Source organism: Acinetobacter sp. HZNU-JH01 (genome assembly GCF_037996845.1).
GTDB classification, from domain to species: Bacteria; Pseudomonadota; Gammaproteobacteria; order Pseudomonadales; family Moraxellaceae; genus Acinetobacter; species Acinetobacter haemolyticus.
In genome coordinates, this window is the sequence record NZ_JBBMZX010000001.1 from 2,008,930 (window position 1) to 2,025,263 (window position 16,334).

At 36.6% G+C, this 16,334-nt stretch carries 15 protein-coding genes; all 15 read left to right on the forward strand.

The window, feature by feature from the left end:
- Positions 1-8 precede the first annotated feature (8 nt).
- Positions 9-1,034 carry an NAD-dependent epimerase/dehydratase family protein gene (locus AAC851_RS09620; protein WP_340600808.1) on the forward strand — a complete coding sequence of 342 codons (1,026 nt, stop codon included), beginning with the start codon at positions 9-11 and terminating at the stop codon, positions 1,032-1,034.
- The gene (locus AAC851_RS09625; RefSeq protein ID WP_340600809.1) at positions 1,031-2,209 is read left to right on the forward strand and encodes an oligosaccharide flippase family protein; all 1,179 of its coding nucleotides are present in this window, start codon (positions 1,031-1,033) and stop codon (positions 2,207-2,209) included. The genes AAC851_RS09620 and AAC851_RS09625 overlap by 4 nt, the downstream gene beginning before the upstream one ends.
- Positions 2,203-2,805: an acyltransferase gene (locus AAC851_RS09630; RefSeq protein WP_340600810.1), complete on the forward strand. Its 603-nt coding sequence runs from the start codon at positions 2,203-2,205 to the stop codon at positions 2,803-2,805. Before AAC851_RS09625 ends, AAC851_RS09630 begins: the two co-directional genes overlap by 7 nt.
- A 95-nt stretch (positions 2,806-2,900) precedes the next feature.
- Positions 2,901-4,121, forward strand: coding sequence for an O-antigen polymerase (locus AAC851_RS09635; protein ID WP_340600811.1), 1,221 nt, complete (start codon positions 2,901-2,903; stop codon positions 4,119-4,121).
- Positions 4,118-4,660, forward strand: a complete 543-nt coding sequence (locus AAC851_RS09640; protein WP_340600812.1) for an acyltransferase — start codon at positions 4,118-4,120, stop codon at positions 4,658-4,660. Before AAC851_RS09635 ends, AAC851_RS09640 begins: the two co-directional genes overlap by 4 nt.
- Positions 4,653-5,744, forward strand: a complete 1,092-nt coding sequence (locus AAC851_RS09645) for a glycosyltransferase (RefSeq protein ID WP_340600813.1) — start codon at positions 4,653-4,655, stop codon at positions 5,742-5,744. The genes AAC851_RS09640 and AAC851_RS09645 overlap by 8 nt, the downstream gene beginning before the upstream one ends.
- On the forward strand, positions 5,741-6,883 hold the full coding sequence (locus AAC851_RS09650) for a glycosyltransferase family 4 protein (RefSeq protein WP_340600814.1): 1,143 nt from the start codon (positions 5,741-5,743) through the stop codon (positions 6,881-6,883). Before AAC851_RS09645 ends, AAC851_RS09650 begins: the two co-directional genes overlap by 4 nt.
- The gene (locus AAC851_RS09655) at positions 6,880-7,497 is read left to right on the forward strand and encodes a sugar transferase (RefSeq protein ID WP_340600815.1); all 618 of its coding nucleotides are present in this window, start codon (positions 6,880-6,882) and stop codon (positions 7,495-7,497) included. Before AAC851_RS09650 ends, AAC851_RS09655 begins: the two co-directional genes overlap by 4 nt.
- Complete coding sequence (locus AAC851_RS09660) at positions 7,484-8,146, forward strand: acetyltransferase (protein WP_340600816.1); 663 nt, start codon at positions 7,484-7,486, stop codon at positions 8,144-8,146. Before AAC851_RS09655 ends, AAC851_RS09660 begins: the two co-directional genes overlap by 14 nt.
- Before the next feature lie 96 nt (positions 8,147-8,242).
- Positions 8,243-9,418 (forward strand): DegT/DnrJ/EryC1/StrS family aminotransferase, encoded by a 1,176-nt coding sequence (locus AAC851_RS09665; RefSeq protein ID WP_151800577.1) that lies wholly within the window; start codon positions 8,243-8,245, stop codon positions 9,416-9,418.
- A gap of 150 nt (positions 9,419-9,568) precedes the next feature.
- The gene (locus tag AAC851_RS09670; protein WP_340600817.1) at positions 9,569-11,443 is read left to right on the forward strand and encodes a polysaccharide biosynthesis protein; all 1,875 of its coding nucleotides are present in this window, start codon (positions 9,569-9,571) and stop codon (positions 11,441-11,443) included.
- Positions 11,444-11,456: 13 nt separating this feature from the next.
- Entirely contained in the window at positions 11,457-12,332 is an 876-nt protein-coding gene (gene galU, locus AAC851_RS09675) for a UTP--glucose-1-phosphate uridylyltransferase GalU (RefSeq protein ID WP_340600818.1), read from the forward strand.
- Positions 12,333-12,349: 17 nt separating this feature from the next.
- Positions 12,350-13,609, forward strand: a complete 1,260-nt coding sequence (locus AAC851_RS09680) for a nucleotide sugar dehydrogenase (protein WP_004637413.1) — start codon at positions 12,350-12,352, stop codon at positions 13,607-13,609.
- Between the two features lie 2 nt (positions 13,610-13,611).
- Complete coding sequence (gene pgi / locus AAC851_RS09685) at positions 13,612-15,285, forward strand: glucose-6-phosphate isomerase (RefSeq protein WP_340600819.1); 1,674 nt, start codon at positions 13,612-13,614, stop codon at positions 15,283-15,285.
- A complete protein-coding gene (gene galE / locus AAC851_RS09690) occupies positions 15,278-16,294 on the forward strand; it encodes a UDP-glucose 4-epimerase GalE (RefSeq protein ID WP_017395900.1) in 1,017 nt (338 codons plus the stop codon). The genes pgi and galE overlap by 8 nt, the downstream gene beginning before the upstream one ends.
- Positions 16,295-16,334 lie beyond the last annotated feature (40 nt).

The window sequence follows — 16,334 nt, forward strand, 5'->3', positions numbered from 1 at the left end:
AATTAAAGATGGGCCAATATCAAACAGTATGTGAGCAATTAAAATATCAGCCAAAAACATGGTTAATCACTGGCGTTGCTGGTTTTATCGGCTCAAACTTGCTTGAGACGCTATTAAAGTTAGATCAGAAAATTGTCGGTTTAGATAATTTCGCAACAGGTCATCAACATAATTTAGATGAAGTGCAAAGCCTTGTTACAACAGAACAGTGGGCGAGATTCACATTTATTCAAGGTGATATTCGAAATCTTGAAGACTGTCAAAAAGCGTGTGCAAATGTTGATTACGTTTTACATCAGGCAGCTCTAGGTTCAGTCCCTCGTTCCATTGCTGATCCAATTACGACTAATGCCGCAAATATTACAGGTTTCCTTAATATGTTAGTAGCTGCTCGTGATGCACAGGTAAAAAGTTTTACCTATGCAGCAAGTAGCTCGACTTATGGCGACCATCCTGCACTTCCTAAAGTAGAAGAAAATATCGGTAATCCATTATCTCCATATGCTGTAACTAAATACGTTAATGAGTTATATGCAGATGTATTCGCTCGTACATACGACTTTAAATGTATTGGTTTACGTTATTTTAATGTATTTGGAAAGCGTCAAGATCCAAATGGAGCATATGCTGCGGTAATTCCAAAGTGGACAGCTGCAATGATTCAAGGCGATGATGTCTTTATCAATGGTGACGGTGAAACCAGTCGAGATTTCTGCTTTATCGAAAATACAGTTCAGGCAAATATCTTAGCTGCTACTACTGAAAATGAAGAAGCAAAAAATCAAGTTTATAATGTCGCTGTAGGAGATCGAACTACCTTAAATGATTTATTTAATGCAATTAAAAATGCATTAAAAGAAAATCAGATTATTTATGTTAAAGATCCAATTTATAGAGATTTTCGTAAGGGAGATGTAAGACATTCGCAAGCATCTGTTGAAAAAATTCAGAATTTGTTAGGTTACAAAGCCCAATATGTTATTTCTGAAGGCGTTGATTTAGCAATGAAGTGGTATGTAAAGAATATTTCATGAATCCTCGATTGTTAATAAGCAAATATAAATCGATTGGTGTTATAACATCAAGTTTATTGGTTGGTGCGATAATAACTTTTATCGCACTTCCTATATTAACACGTTTGTATAGTGTAAAAGACTTTGGACAATATGGCGTAGCATTAGCCATCGTTAGTGTAATGTCAACTATTGCTAATCTAAGATTGGATCAAGCAATATTAATTGCACAAGCTGAAGAAAAAAAAAGTTTAATTTTTGAAAGTATATTGTTAGCTATTTTATTTTGCATAATTTCATCCGGAGTTATGGTATTTATCTTTAATCCATTAATGATATTTGCAATTAATTTTGGAGTGTTGGCGAATATCCTCATTCAATGTATTTATAATTATAATTTTTCTATAGAGAATGAATATTTTTGCGCTAGTCTAAATATACTTCGCAGTCTAATTGTTGTTGTTGTCCAAGTTTCCTTCCCATTTTTTTATAATGCAAATCTACTTGCAAGCTATTTAATAAGCTCTTTATTCATAATTTTATTATCATTTAGTTATATATTTAAATATAAAGTATATAGAGTTGGATTTTCTAGTTTTAAGGGGTATAAAGACTTTATTTTCTCTAATACCCCCCATGCATTATTAAATAGTTTTTCACATAACTTGCCATATTATGTGGTCTCACATTTTTTAAGTTATCAAGTTGCTGGTTTTTATTCAATTGTAGAGAGAACACTTAGACTACCTATTAATTTAATGTCACAAACTATAAGACAATTTTTTATTCGTAAATTTAATACAAATGGTGATTATAGAGAGGCATTAAAAAGTAGTCTTTTTTTAAGTTTAGTATCTTTGCCTTTCTTTTTAATATTTTTTGCTTTACCTGAATCTCTTTATTCATTGATCTTTGGTAGCGAGTGGAGTGGTATCTCTACATACTTTAAGATTCTTACCTTAGGATACTGGGCTGTTTTTTGTAATCCTCCAATTTCAGGATTTTTAATTGCTAAAAGAAGAAGTGATATATTATTAAAGCTACAAATTGTAGAGTTAATTGTTAAAGCTTTGTTCTTTATAATTATTTATAGCTTATTGGATGATAAAAACAGCATGTTATATGCAATTCCATTAAGTCTAATTTTTTATAATTTTTCTATTTATTTTGCTGTAGGGAATATGAAAAAATGTTGATCCTGAAAGTTATGAAATTATTCTCGATATTTTTCACTTCATTTAGAACACTTTTTTATAGTTCTATTTTTAGGACAAAGATTAAAAAAATTGGTGTAAATGTTAATTTTGATATAAATGGAAAAATCACTTTTGGTGAAAATGTGGTCATAGAAAATGGCGTGACTATTATTGTTGAAAAAGGTGCCAATCTTCAAATAGGTGATAATACCTTTATAGGAGAAAATACTTATATTAAGTGCTACGGCGGAAGTATCCAAATTGGTAATAATGTTAGTATTAATTCAAAATGTTTTTTGAATGGTGCTGGCGGATTATCAATTGGTAATAACACAAGAATAGGTACACAGTCTATTATGATATCAAGTAATCATATATTTGAAAGATCAGATGTCTTGATTAAAGATCAAGGCACGAGTAGAGAGGGAATTTATATTGGAGGTGATGTCTGGTTTGGTGCTAGAGTAACGGTTTTAGATGGAGTGCATGTTACTGATCGCGTCGTTATAGGTGCTTGTGGTTTAGTGACAAAAAGTATTAATGAAAAGGGAGCATATGGTGGTGTACCTGTAAAGCTTCTAAGAAAAATGAGTTAAATATGTATTTGATTTATTTGCCATTTATTGTTTTTCTGGTAATTATATTTTTATTCTGCATAAGTAAATATAAATATAATATAGGTTTGCATGTAATGAACCTAACTTATTTATTTATTTATGGTTTAAGCGGGGCTTATAGTTATTATAGTTTTTCTGAAAATAAATTATTGTATATAAACTTAGAACAAAGTGATACTTTGTTCTTTTTCTCATATATTTTAGTAGTTATTTCTTATTTTTTATCTTTAATTTTTTATTTTTATTTTTTTGAAAAAATTAAATCATTTTCTTTTGAGCGAATAAATTTAAAATATCCTAGTATAATATCTCTTTTGTTTTGCTTTGTTTTTATTCTTATTTATATTGCTCAATACGGTGGTTTGCAAAATGCTTTATATTCTGCAGCTGCAATTCGTTCTGGTTATGGTGAAGTTGAAGATGGGAGTAAACTAACCTTTGTAAAATATTTAATGCCTATTGGTGTGTTCCCATTTCTTTATTTTTCTCTACAATGCATTAATGGGGAAGTGAAAAAAAATATAATTTTATTTCTGATTTCTGCATCTGTACTCTTCTTAGCCTTAATACTAATGAGTGGGAGAACTCGAATTGTAATGTATCTTCTCGCATTAGTTATATTAACTATATATGCAAAAGATGGGTTTAAAATCAACCTTAAGAAAACTATTCTATATGGTGGAGTTGGTACTCTTTCTTTTATTTTTATTACCCAAGGTAAGAAAATATTCTCTTCTTTAGAGGCTTTAATGAATGGTGAAAGTTTGTTAACAATTATGGGTGAGAATGAGAAATCGAGCTTCCTCGATTCATTTCTAGGGTACTTTGCACATAGAAATTATTCTAATGAAATGGCTTTACAGTATTTTTCTGATACAAATAACCTTTATTGGTTTAAGGATAATTTTTATATTCTTTTTTATTTGATCCCAGAGAGATTAACTGGAATATCTAAGCCAGAGAGTATTAGTTATATTAATACTCAAAACTTTACAGGGATTTATGACAGTACTATTCCACCAGGTATTTTAGCATATGGTTTATACTCTCTTTGGATTCCTGGAATGTTTTTAATGGCTATACTATATAGTTTCCTTTTCTCCTATTTTGATAAATTAAATTGTAATAATAAGAAAAATAAAGTGGTATTAGTTTTTACCCTGCCTTGTGTGCTTGTCTGGGGGATGTATGGCTCAGTAGGTGATTTTAGAATCATTGTTAATGGGTTTTCATATATATTGTTTTTTATTGCTCTTATTATTTTATTCAGGTTTTTGCAGGTGGTCAAAAAATGAAACTATTGGTGCTTTTACGTAAATTTATTGATTTTGCAGTTTATTTTATTGAAGGAAGTGTTAAATATGCTAGAAGAAAAGGTGTAACTGTAGGTAATGACTGTAGAATTTATATTAAAGAATGGGGGTCTGAACCTTTTCTAATTACTATTGGAGATAGAGTAACTATCACTTCTGGTGTACGTCTAGTTACACATGATGGAAGTACATGGCTAGTTAGTGATGAAAATAATAATAGATACCAAAAATATGCACCTATCACAATTGGTTCAAATGTTTTTATAGGGCTTAATAGCATTGTTATGCCAGGGGTAACTATCGGAGACAATGTGGTAATTGGGGCTGGAAGTGTTGTGACAAAGAGTATTCCAACGAATAGTGTAGCAGTAGGAAACCCTGCTCGTGTTATTTCTACCTATGATAAGTTTCATCAAAAAATTGAGAAAACTTGTATAACTAGTGGTGAGATTCAACATATTACTTGTTATAAAGAACGAGTGAATTTTGCAATTAAATTAGAGAAAGAAATAAATGACTAAAAAAAATCATCTTTTTTTATTTCCTACTGCCGTTTTGGGTGGGGCTGAGCGAGTAATGTTTAATATTATTTATTATTTATTATTGGAGGGGCATAACGTAACTGTAGTTATTATGTCACGTGGGAGGCAAGATGGCTGGGAGAGGCTGGAAAAATTTCAACGTTTTAACCTTGTTGTTTATAATTATAAATCTGAAAAAAAAGCAATAATTCCTTTGATTTTAGGTCTAATTAAAATAAGTTATAATAATTTTGATTATCTATTTTCTTCGCATACTCATATGAATGGGGTGCTTAGTTTTCTAAAAAAAATAGGGTTTTTTAGAAACTCTATTTTGATATCTCGTGAATCTACAGTAATATTTGAGCGATTTTTTGGTATTTGGCGTATTATTTTTAAATTTATTTATAATTTTATGTATGGGCGACAAGACTTAATTATTTGTCAAACTGAAAAAATGAAAAATTCACTTGAAACTGCTTTAGGCTATACTCCTGCTAAAAAAATGGAAGTTATTCCAAACCCAGTCAATATAGATTATATAGAGAATTCAATATCTAAAATTGAAAAGCAAGACTTGATTGTCGCATGTGGTCGTTTCATTCCTTTAAAGAAATTTGACTATCTTCTTCAGGCATTTAGTGAAATTAACTCACAATACCCCAACTATAAATTAGTGTTAATTGGTGAAGGTCCTGAGGAGTCAAAATTAAAAACACTGGTTGAGGCATTAGGAATCACGCAAAGCGTGATCTTTACTGGAAAAATCAGTAACCCAATACAATGGTTTGCAAATTCAAAACTAGGTGTCATTTCTTCAGAAATAGAGGGATTTCCGAACGTATTAATTGAAATGATGGCAGCTGGTATTGATTATGTCATTTCTACTCCTTGTACGGATGGTGTTTATGAATTGCCTCATATACACGTGACGCAAGAATGTTCTGTGAATGAACTTAAAATTGCATTGCAACACGCTTTAGAAAGTCAGTTTAATTATTCTCTTACTTATCAAAATTATATAGCTGAAAATCGTTCAGTTTCATCTTTTTGGAATAAAGTTTTAGAGCTCACAACACCATGAAATTTTTGATTGTCGCAAGTTACCTTCCCTCTGTTTTAAACTTTCGTGGCAAACTTCTTGAAGCGATTGCAAAACAAGGGATTGATGTACATATTGTATGCCCAGACTTTACTTTATTTCCTGAAGAAGCTCGCCAGCTTAAGCAGCTTGGCTATTCGTTGCATGAAATACCAATGCAACGTACAGGCACAAATCCAGTTGCTGACTTTAAAACTTTAGTCGCAATGTATGTGTTAATGAAAAAAATAAAACCAGACTATGTGCTGTCTTATACCATTAAGCCTGTTATTTACGGGACATTGGCTGCATGGTTAGCTAAAGTACCACATCGTTTTGCGTTGATTACAGGTTTAGGCTATGCATTTCAAAATGTAGAATCTGGTAAACGTAGCATTTTTCAAAAATTAGTTCATGGTTTATATGCACGAGCTTTAAAACATACAGAAAAAGTCTTTTTTCAAAACCCTGATGATTTGAAATTATTCCACGATATGCATTTGCTGAATGTTAATAAACCGTCAGTTGTTGTGAATGGTTCTGGAGTAAATGTTCAAGACTTTACAGTCGTTGAGCCACCTAAAAGTAATTCTGGACAAATTAAGATATCTTTTTTGCTTATTGCACGTTTATTGGTTGACAAAGGCGTAAGAGAGTTTGCTGAGGCAGCTAAACAGATTAAGCAAATATACCCAGAAACTGAGTTTCACTTGGTCGGATGGATCGATGAGAACCCAACAGCGATTACTCAACAAGAATTAGACGAGTGGATTGCGGATGGTAGGCTGAAATACTGGGGTAAACTTTCTGATGTACGTCCTGCAATCGAAGTTAGCTCTGTATATGTATTACCTTCTTATCGAGAGGGAACACCTAGAACTGTGCTTGAGGCTATGGCAATGGGAAGAGCTATCATTACAACGAATGCACCTGGCTGTAAAGAAACTGTAATCCATGGCGATAATGGATATTTAGTTGAGGTTAGATCTGTCCAGAGCTTGTTAGAAGCTATGAAGATATTAATTGATTCTCCTGAGTTAATTGCGAAAATGGGCAAAAGATCTCGTGAAATTGCTTTAAATAAATATGATGTTGATGCAGTTAATAAACATATGCTAACTGAAATGGGATTATTGAAATGATCAAACGTTTATTAGATATTGTAATTGCCTCTACTGCATTAGTCCTTTTATCTCCTTTATATGTTTTTGTGGCTTATAAAGTAAAAAAGAACTTAGGTTCTCCAGTCTTGTTTCGTCAGGTTCGTCCAGGTCTGCATGGTAAACCGTTTGAAATGATTAAGTTTCGTACCATGAAAGATGCTGTTGATGCACAGGGTAATCCTTTGCCGGATAGTGAGCGTTTAACCCCTTTTGGTAAAATGTTACGTTCCACCAGTCTGGATGAAATGCCAGAACTTTGGAATGTGATTAAAGGTGATATGAGTATTGTAGGGCCTCGTCCTTTATTAATGGAATATTTACCACTTTACAATAAAGAGCAAGCCAAGCGTCATGATGTACGTCCAGGTATGACGGGCCATGCGCAAGTCAATGGACGGAATGCCATCAGCTGGGAAGAGAAGTTTAAACTAGATACATGGTACGTTGAAAATCAGTCGATCTGGTTGGACTTTAAAATCATGTTGAAAACAGTGAAAAAAGTGATCGCTAAAGATGATATCAGTGAAGCTGGCGAAGCAACGATGACCAAGTTTACAGGTTCAGCATCGGACAATCAGAATGAACCACAATAATATTTATGCTGTTTATGGCGCCTCAGGTTGTGGCCGAAGTTTAATGCCAGTTGCCCGTCAGCACTTACAACGGATGGGCATCCAAGCCGAACTCTACTTTATAGATGACAGCTTGGTCGCGTCTCAAAAGATTAATGGTCATGTGGCATTAAACTATCAGACTTTCAAAGATTTAAATTACTTAAATAAACATGTGCTTGTCGCGATTGCCAATAGTAGTGTTAGAGAAAAGATAGCCAATCGTCTTGCAGAAGATGGAATGAATCTATGGTCTGTATATGCTGACAATACCTTGTTTATGGATGAGGTTGAGATCGGAGAGGGTGCTGCGCTGAGCCCATTCGTGACAATTACGTCAAATATCAAGATAGGTAAATGCTTTCATGCTAATTTGTACAGTTATGTCGAGCATGACTGTGTAATTGGCGATTACGTCACCTTTGCTCCTGGCGTAAAATGCAATGGCAATATTCATATAGAGGATCATGCATATATTGGGACAGGTGCTGTTATTAAACAGGGTACGCCTGATAAACCTTTAGTCATTGGAAAAGGTGCTGTTGTGGGTATGGGCGCTGTGGTAACCAAAAGTGTACCGGCAGGCGTAACAGTGGTTGGAAATCCTGCACGTATATTGGAAAAGAAATAATACAAACTGTATGAAAAAGACAGTTTTTTCATATAAGTAAATGATAGCGGAAAAGCATGCCATTTTTGATAATGGTCAATGAGAAGGTAAATTAAGATGTTAAACACTGCATTTGAACCATGGCCAAGTTTCACTCAACAAGAAGTAGATGCCGTATCTAAGGTATTACTTTCAAATAAGGTGAACTATTGGACGGGGCAGGAGTGTCGCGAATTTGAGAAAGAGTTTGCTGCATTTGCTGGCACTCAATATGCAGTCGCTTTAGCAAATGGAACCGTTGCATTAGATGTTGCCTTAAAAGCATTAGGTATTGGTATGGGTGATGACGTGATAGTAACTTCCCGTACCTTTCTTGCGTCCGCAAGTTCAATTGTTACAGCTGGTGCAAATCCTATATTCGCAGATGTCGAGTTGGATTCTCAAAATATTTCGCGACGAACCATTGAAGCAGTCTTGACACCTAATACCAAGGCTATTATTTGTGTGCACTTAGCCGGTTGGATGTGTGACATGGATCCGATTATGCAATTGGCTGAGGAAAAGGGTTTGTATGTTATTGAAGATTGTGCTCAGGCTCATGGTGCTCAATACAAAGGCAAACCCGCTGGCTCTATCGGACATATTTCTGCTTGGTCATTCTGCCAAGATAAAATCATGACGACAGGCGGTGAAGGCGGTATGGTCACCACCAATGATGAAATACTTTGGAAAAAAATGTGGTCTTATAAAGATCACGGTAAGAGCTACGATAGCGTTTATAACAAGCAACATCCTCCAGGTTTCCGATGGTTACATGATTCGTTCGGCACGAATTGGCGTATGATGGAAATGCAGGCTGTAATTGGTCGTATTCAGTTACAGCGTATGCCTGAGTGGACTCAGCAGCGAACGATTAATGCAGAAAAGATTTGGGCTGCTTTTGATGATTCGCCATATTTTACAGTACATCGTCCAAGTGAGGATTATGTGCATGCTCACTATAAATGTTATATCCAAATTAATGAACAGGCGTTACCTGAAGATTGGTCACGTGATCGAGTGATGCAAGAAATTAATGCTCAGCAAGTGCCGTGCTTTAGTGGGTCATGTTCAGAGGTTTATTTGGAACATGCTTTTGATGATACTGCTTGGCGACCTGTTGAGCGTCTGAAAAATGCACAACAACTCGGTGAAACGAGTTTAATGTTTTTGGTTCATCCAACTTTGAGTGAATTGAGTGTTCAAAAAACCGTAGATGCAATTGAGAAATTACATACATTGATGGTCAATTAGAATCGCAGACTAATTCATAAAAATAGTAGGATGTGAGGTGCATATCTTACTATTTTAAAGATAATGTACATCATATGTAAAAGTTATTTCGAGTGAGATCAGAAGTGCGTATAAAGATCGAACTGAATGTAGGATGATTAGAAGATCACTGTGAAAAAGATTATTCATCAATTTGCCTCAGCGCCAAGATTATATAAACAACTTTTTCTTGTTTTTTTAGACATTTTAGTCTTCCCAATCATTTTATGGTTGTGCTATTCCATTCGCCTGTTTGATATAGGTGCGCAGGTTATTCCTGGTATTGATCATGGGATTCTCCTCGTCAGTTTGATTGCGGTGATTAGCTTAGGTGTTACAGGTGTGTACCGATTTATCGTAAGAACCTTTGATGAGGTTTTTATTGTTAAATTGGCATTTGCTGTCGCATTGACCATGATTGCTTTATATGTGCTTAATGCATGTACTGAAGCTTATGTGCCTATGTCGATTCCATTCATGTTCGGTTTTATGATGTTTGCATGGGTCTGGGCGAGTCGTGCAATTATCCGTTTTGTGGTGAAAGCCTCTTTCTATTCTGAACTTGGGCGGAAAAGAATTGCAATTTATGGTGCAGGGGATGCAGGTCAACAAATTGCGGCTGCATTGAACCGTTCTGATGATCATTTGTCCGTATTTTTTATTGATGACTATGCATCATTACAAGGTCAGATTGTTGGTGGTTTAAAGGTTTATTCGGTAGAAAAGGCACTACAACGTTTCGAAAAAGATCGCATCGATGAAATTCTTTTAGCCTTGCCTTCTGTTGGTCGTGTACGCAAAACTGAGATCATTCAACAATTTGAATCTGCTCGTGTTAAAATCACCGAGCTGCCTGGTTTAACCCAGTTGGTGGATGGTGAAATTCGTGTTTCAGATATTCAAGAAGTCGATATTATTGACTTACTAGGACGTGACCCTGTTCCTCCAATCGCACATTTATTGGTTAAAAATATCCAAGATAAAGTGGTGATGGTGACAGGTGCTGGTGGTTCAATTGGCTCAGAGCTATGTCGTCAAATTATTAAAAACCAACCCAAACTTTTGGTGTTATATGAACTCACCGAGTTTGCATTATACGATATTGATAAAGAGCTAAGACGCACTGGAACTTGCGAGATTGTTCCTATTTTAGGAACGGTACAAGATCAGCAAAAGCTTGAGCGAATTATCGAACAATATCACGTACAGACGGTCTATCATGCGGCTGCGTATAAACATGTACCATTAGTTGAATGTAACCCAATTGCAGGCTTAAAAAACAATGCAATTGGTACGGCAAATAGTTTGAATGCAGCAGTGAAAAAGGGTGTAGAAACCTTTGTGCTTATTTCAACAGATAAAGCGGTGCGACCGACCAATGTGATGGGGGCGTCTAAACGTATGGCTGAGCTTTATTGTCAGGCTGTTGCCGAGACGAAGCCAAATACGCAAATCAGTATCGTTCGTTTTGGTAATGTTCTCGGTTCTTCGGGCTCTGTGGTGCCATTATTCAAGCAGCAAATCGCTGTCGGTGGTCCAATTACAGTGACGCATCCAGATGTAACACGCTACTTTATGACCATTCCTGAGGCATCACAGTTGGTGATTCAAGCTGGCGCATTAGGTTCAGGCGGTGATGTATTTCTGCTGGATATGGGAGAGCCTGTTCGCATCCAAGATCTCGCACGTCAAATGATTAAACTCAGTGGTTTAAAAGTGCGTGAAACAGGTTCTTTAGAAGGTGATATTGAAATCGCGTATAGTGGTTTAAGACCAGGTGAAAAACTGTATGAAGAGTTGCTGATTGATCAGGAAAATACAGAATACACCCAACATACGCGCATTCTTCGTTCTTTTGAAAAGCATTATCCGCTAGAAGAGATCCAAGATATCTTTGCTAGAATCAACCAAATGACAGCGATTGATCATGATGTGGACTGGGCTTTGACCCAGCTGGAACATTATGTGGACGGTTATAAGCGTAGTGGCGAAGTCAGAGTGAATTAATTCGAGAAAAGTTATGATCAAAAAAGCAATTTTACCTGTTGCAGGTTTAGGCACGCGTTTTCTGCCAGCAAGTAAATCCATTCCTAAAGAGATGGTAACGGTGGTGGATCGTCCAGCGATTGAATATGTTGTGAATGAAGCAGTAAAGGCGGGAATCGAGCAAATTATTTTGGTTACGCATTCTTCTAAAGCATCGATTGAAAATTATTTCGATCGCAACTTTGAGCTTGAAACAACGTTAGAGCAAAAAAAGAAATTCGATTTACTCAAAGAAATCACCGATATTCTACCAAAACATGTCAGCGTCGTGAGTGTACGTCAGCCGCAACCTTTAGGGCTAGGACATGCTGTGCTTTGTGCAAAAGATATCGTGGGGGATGACGCTTTTGCTGTTTTGCTGCCTGATGTGTTGGTGAAAGATACTGCGCCAGAAAATGATTTGTTGCTCATGATTCAACGCTTTGAGCAATCGCGAGCTGCGCAAATTATGGTAGAAGCGGTGCCCGACCATTTGGTCGATCAATACGGTATCGTAGATGTGGCAAACTCTCCAAACGAGGGTGAGAGTATTGTTATGCAAGGGATTGTTGAGAAACCCGCAGTGGGAACAGCACCTTCGAATTTATCGGTTGTGGGCCGTTATATCTTACCTGCCAAAATTATGACAATGTTGGAAAATACCCCTCGTGGTGCGGGTAATGAGATTCAATTGACAGATGCTATTGCAAGCCTGCAACAACTTGAACCTGTTGAAGCCTACCGAATGAAGGGGCAGACCTTTGATTGTGGTAGTAAGATTGGTTATCTTAAAGCTGTATTACATTATGGTATTGAACATCCAAAACTGGGTGAAGATTTTAAGGGCTTAATTCGCGAGTTAGCCCTATAGGTTTAGGGTTAACGGTTATGAAAATCGCAGTTTTTGGCAATACCTTATATGCTGGGGTGATGTCTGCACTTCTATCTGAATCTGGGCACTTTGTGTATTGGTGTTCAGATACTCAGAAACAACAAAATGATTTGCAATATGCATTTCATGATGAAAATGTCAGCCGCTTATTAGAAAAACAGTTGAAGAGTGGGTTTCTAAAATATGCTGCGCTTCAAAATCTTCCTTTAGATATCGATGGATATTTATTCAGCTTTAATCAAACTCAAGAAGCCTTCGTTTTTGAGCTTTTAGAGACTCTTAAGCAAAGAACCATTATTCACCCCAAGTTAATGATCAATGCTTCGACCTTTGGCTTACATGGCACTGAGAAAATGCAGCAGATCCTTTCAGAAGATGATTGGGTTTATTTACCTGATACAATTCAGGAAGGTAATGCTTTGCAAAGTCTAACTCAAGCGAAGCAGTTAATCGTTGGGTGCTTAGACAGTCGTGCCCAAAGCAAAGTCAAAGAGTTATTAAGACCTTTTTTTCCTCTAGAGCAACAATATTTGTTCATGCCAATTTTGGATGCGGAGTTTACCAAACTCAGTATTTCAGGCATGTTAGCAACCCGAATTAGCTATATTAATGATTTAGCGGTGGTTGCTGAAAAACTCGGTATTGATATCGCTTCGGTTAGACAGGGAATGGCTGCGGATAATCGAATTGGTGCTGCCTATTTGTATCCTGGTGCAGGCTTTGGTGGGGAGAATTTTTCTCATGATGTTTTGACGTTGGCAAGTACTGTTGCAAATACTGGAGTCAAAAGTCAATTACTCGCGCAAGTTTGGGATATTAATGAACAACAAAAAGAAATTCTGTTCCGTAAATTGTGGAATTATTATCATGGAGAATTACAAGCCAAAACCATAGCAATATGGGGGGCTTCATTTAAGGAGAATACTTCAAGTATTCAACAATCACCGATACATCAAATGTTAAAAGCATTGTGGGCGCAAGGCGTAACGGTTCGTTTACATGATCCACAAGCATTAGATGAAATCGCGATGATTTATGGTGAAAGAGCCGATTTAATTCTCTGTAATGATCAATATGATGCAGTACATCATGCTCACGGTTTGTGTGTCTTAACTGCTTGGAAGCAATACTGGAGTCCAGACTTTAAGCAACTCATTCAGTTGATGGAACATCCGTTGATTTTAGATGGGCGCAATATATATGATCCTCATTATGTGAAAGCACAAGGTTTTGCTTATATGGGTGTGGGGCGTTAATTATGATTAAACACATACAGCCTTTTCCTGTACAAGAGCAGGCTTCTGTTTTAGAGCGTTTAGTCTCTTTGCAAAAGCAATTTAAAGATGTCCACCTCAATACTTTGTTTGCAGATGATCCTGCGCGTTTTAGCCACTTCTCGGTTGAACATGATCAAATTGTCTTGGATTTTAGTAAGCATCGTGTTGATCAAAACATCTTAAAAGCGTTGGTTGAACTCGCAGATGCACAAAGCCTAGGGCGTTGGATCAAAACATTATTTTCATCTGAGCAAATTAATTATACAGAGCATCGCGCAGCGATGCATTGGGCATTACGACTGCCACGAGATTCAGCGTTTCAGTCTGAAATCACAGCACAAGTCCATGCACAACTTGATCGTATGTATGCCTTAGTAGAAAAAATTCATGCGGGACAATATCGTGGTGCAACAGGTGAAGTGATTCAAGATGTGGTCAATATCGGTGTTGGTGGATCCGATTTAGGTCCATTGATGGTGACTCATGCACTGTCTGATTTTAAAGTCTCGACGGTTAAACCTTTAGCTGTACATTTTGTTTCCACCATGGATGGAAGTCAGTTATCTGATTTATTACATCAGTTACGACCCGAAACAACGCTTTTTATTATTTCATCAAAATCGTTTGGCACCATTGATACGCTTTCCAATGCACAAACTGTTCGTCAATGGTTAGAAAAAGCATTAGGTAGTAATGATAAAATTCTGAAAAATCATTTTATTGGGGTTTCAACTAAGCCTGAAAAAATGACGGAATGGGGTATTGCAGCTGATAAACAATTGCAACTTTGGGATTGGGTCGGTGGTCGTTACTCTCTATGGTCTTGTATCGGTTTGCCAATTGCATTAACCATTGGTGTAGCAGGTTTTAAGCAACTGTTGGCTGGTGCGCATGCGATTGACCAACATTTTCAAAATGCGTCATTTCATCAAAATATCCCTGTCTTAATGGGCTTGTTAGGTACATGGAATAACAATTTCCTCGATATTCAGACCCATGCTGTATTGCCTTATGATGGACGCTTAAAATATTTTGCGGCATATTTACAGCAGTTAGAAATGGAGTCGAATGGAAAGTCGATTCAGCGAAATGGAGACAAAGTCGATACTGCAACTTGTCCAATTGTGTGGGGCGAGGTTGGGCCGAATGCACAACATGCATTTTATCAACTTTTACATCAAGGCACACATTCGGTGAGTTGTGATTTCATCGCACCCGTGAAACGCTATAACGGCAATCAGTTTACCTATGTGGAAAATGCAGATGCGTTCGTTGAACAACACCATTTAGCATTGTCAAATTGTTTGGCACAATCAAGATTATTGGCCTTTGGTAATCAAGCTCTTGCGGCTAATGAGTTACAAGACTTACCTGCTTATAAACAATATTCAGGTAATCAACCAAGTTCAACAATCCTATTAAAAGAATTGAATCCTTATAGTTTAGGGATGTTGATTGCAATGTATGAACATAAAGTCTTTGTGCAATCCGTACTTTGGAATATTAATCCTTTTGACCAATGGGGTGTTGAGAAAGGCAAAGAAATTGCCAATCAACTGTTACCGATTCTAAATCGTGAACAAGAGGATTTATCAAGTTTCGATGCATCTACTCAAGGTTTATTAAAAATATTATTAGGAAAGACAGATGGCTAAAATTTTAGTCACAGGTGGTGCTGGTTATATTGGTTCACATACTTGTTTAGAATTGCTCAGCGCGGGTCATGAGGTCGTTGTATTTGATAATCTTTCAAATAGCTCCGAAGAATCGCTAGTTAGAGTACAAAAATTAGCAAATAAAACCTTGGTTTTTGTACAAGGCGATATTCGTGATGAAACTGCATTAGATGAGCTTTTTCAGTCTCATCAAATTGATGCGGTGATCCATTTTGCTGGTTTAAAAGCAGTAGGTGAAAGTCAGTCTAATCCTTTAATTTATTTCGACAATAATATCGCAGGTAGTATTCAACTTGTGAGGTCGATGGAAAAAGCTTGTAAATTTACACTGGTATTTAGTTCATCAGCAACGGTATATGGTGAATTAAATCCATCTCCTTATCAGGAAGATATGCCTTTAAGTTTGCCCAATAATAATTATGGTTATACCAAGCTGGTTATTGAGCAGATGTTAGAAAAATTGGCGTTAGCAGATTCTAGATGGTCAATCGCTTTACTTCGTTATTTTAATCCTGTCGGTGCGCATAAAAGTGGGCAGATAGGTGAAGATCCACGAGGAGTCCCGAATAATTTAATGCCTTACGTGACTCAAGTTGCTGTAGGACGTCGTGAAAAACTATCTATTTTTGGTCATGATTATCCAACCAAAGATGGTACTTGTGAACGGGACTTTATTCATGTGGTAGATTTGGCGAAAGCCCATGTGCAGGCAGTGTCCAATCGTCTAAATAATCAAGGTTGTCGAGCTTGGAACATTGGGACTGGCGCTCCAATATCAGTTTTGCAAATTAAAGAAACGTTTGAAAACGTTAATGGGGTTCAGATTCCGACAGAATTTGCTGAACGCAGAGCCGGAGATTTACCCGCATTTTATGCTGATGCTTCGCGAGCTAAAAATGAGCTTGGTTGGCAGCCCCAATATACGCTGGAAGATATGCTGGCAGATAGCTGGAACTGGCAGAAGCATAATCCTAATGGATATCAGTAACTACTGTTTCAAATAGAACAGGGAGCAATTGCTCCCTGTT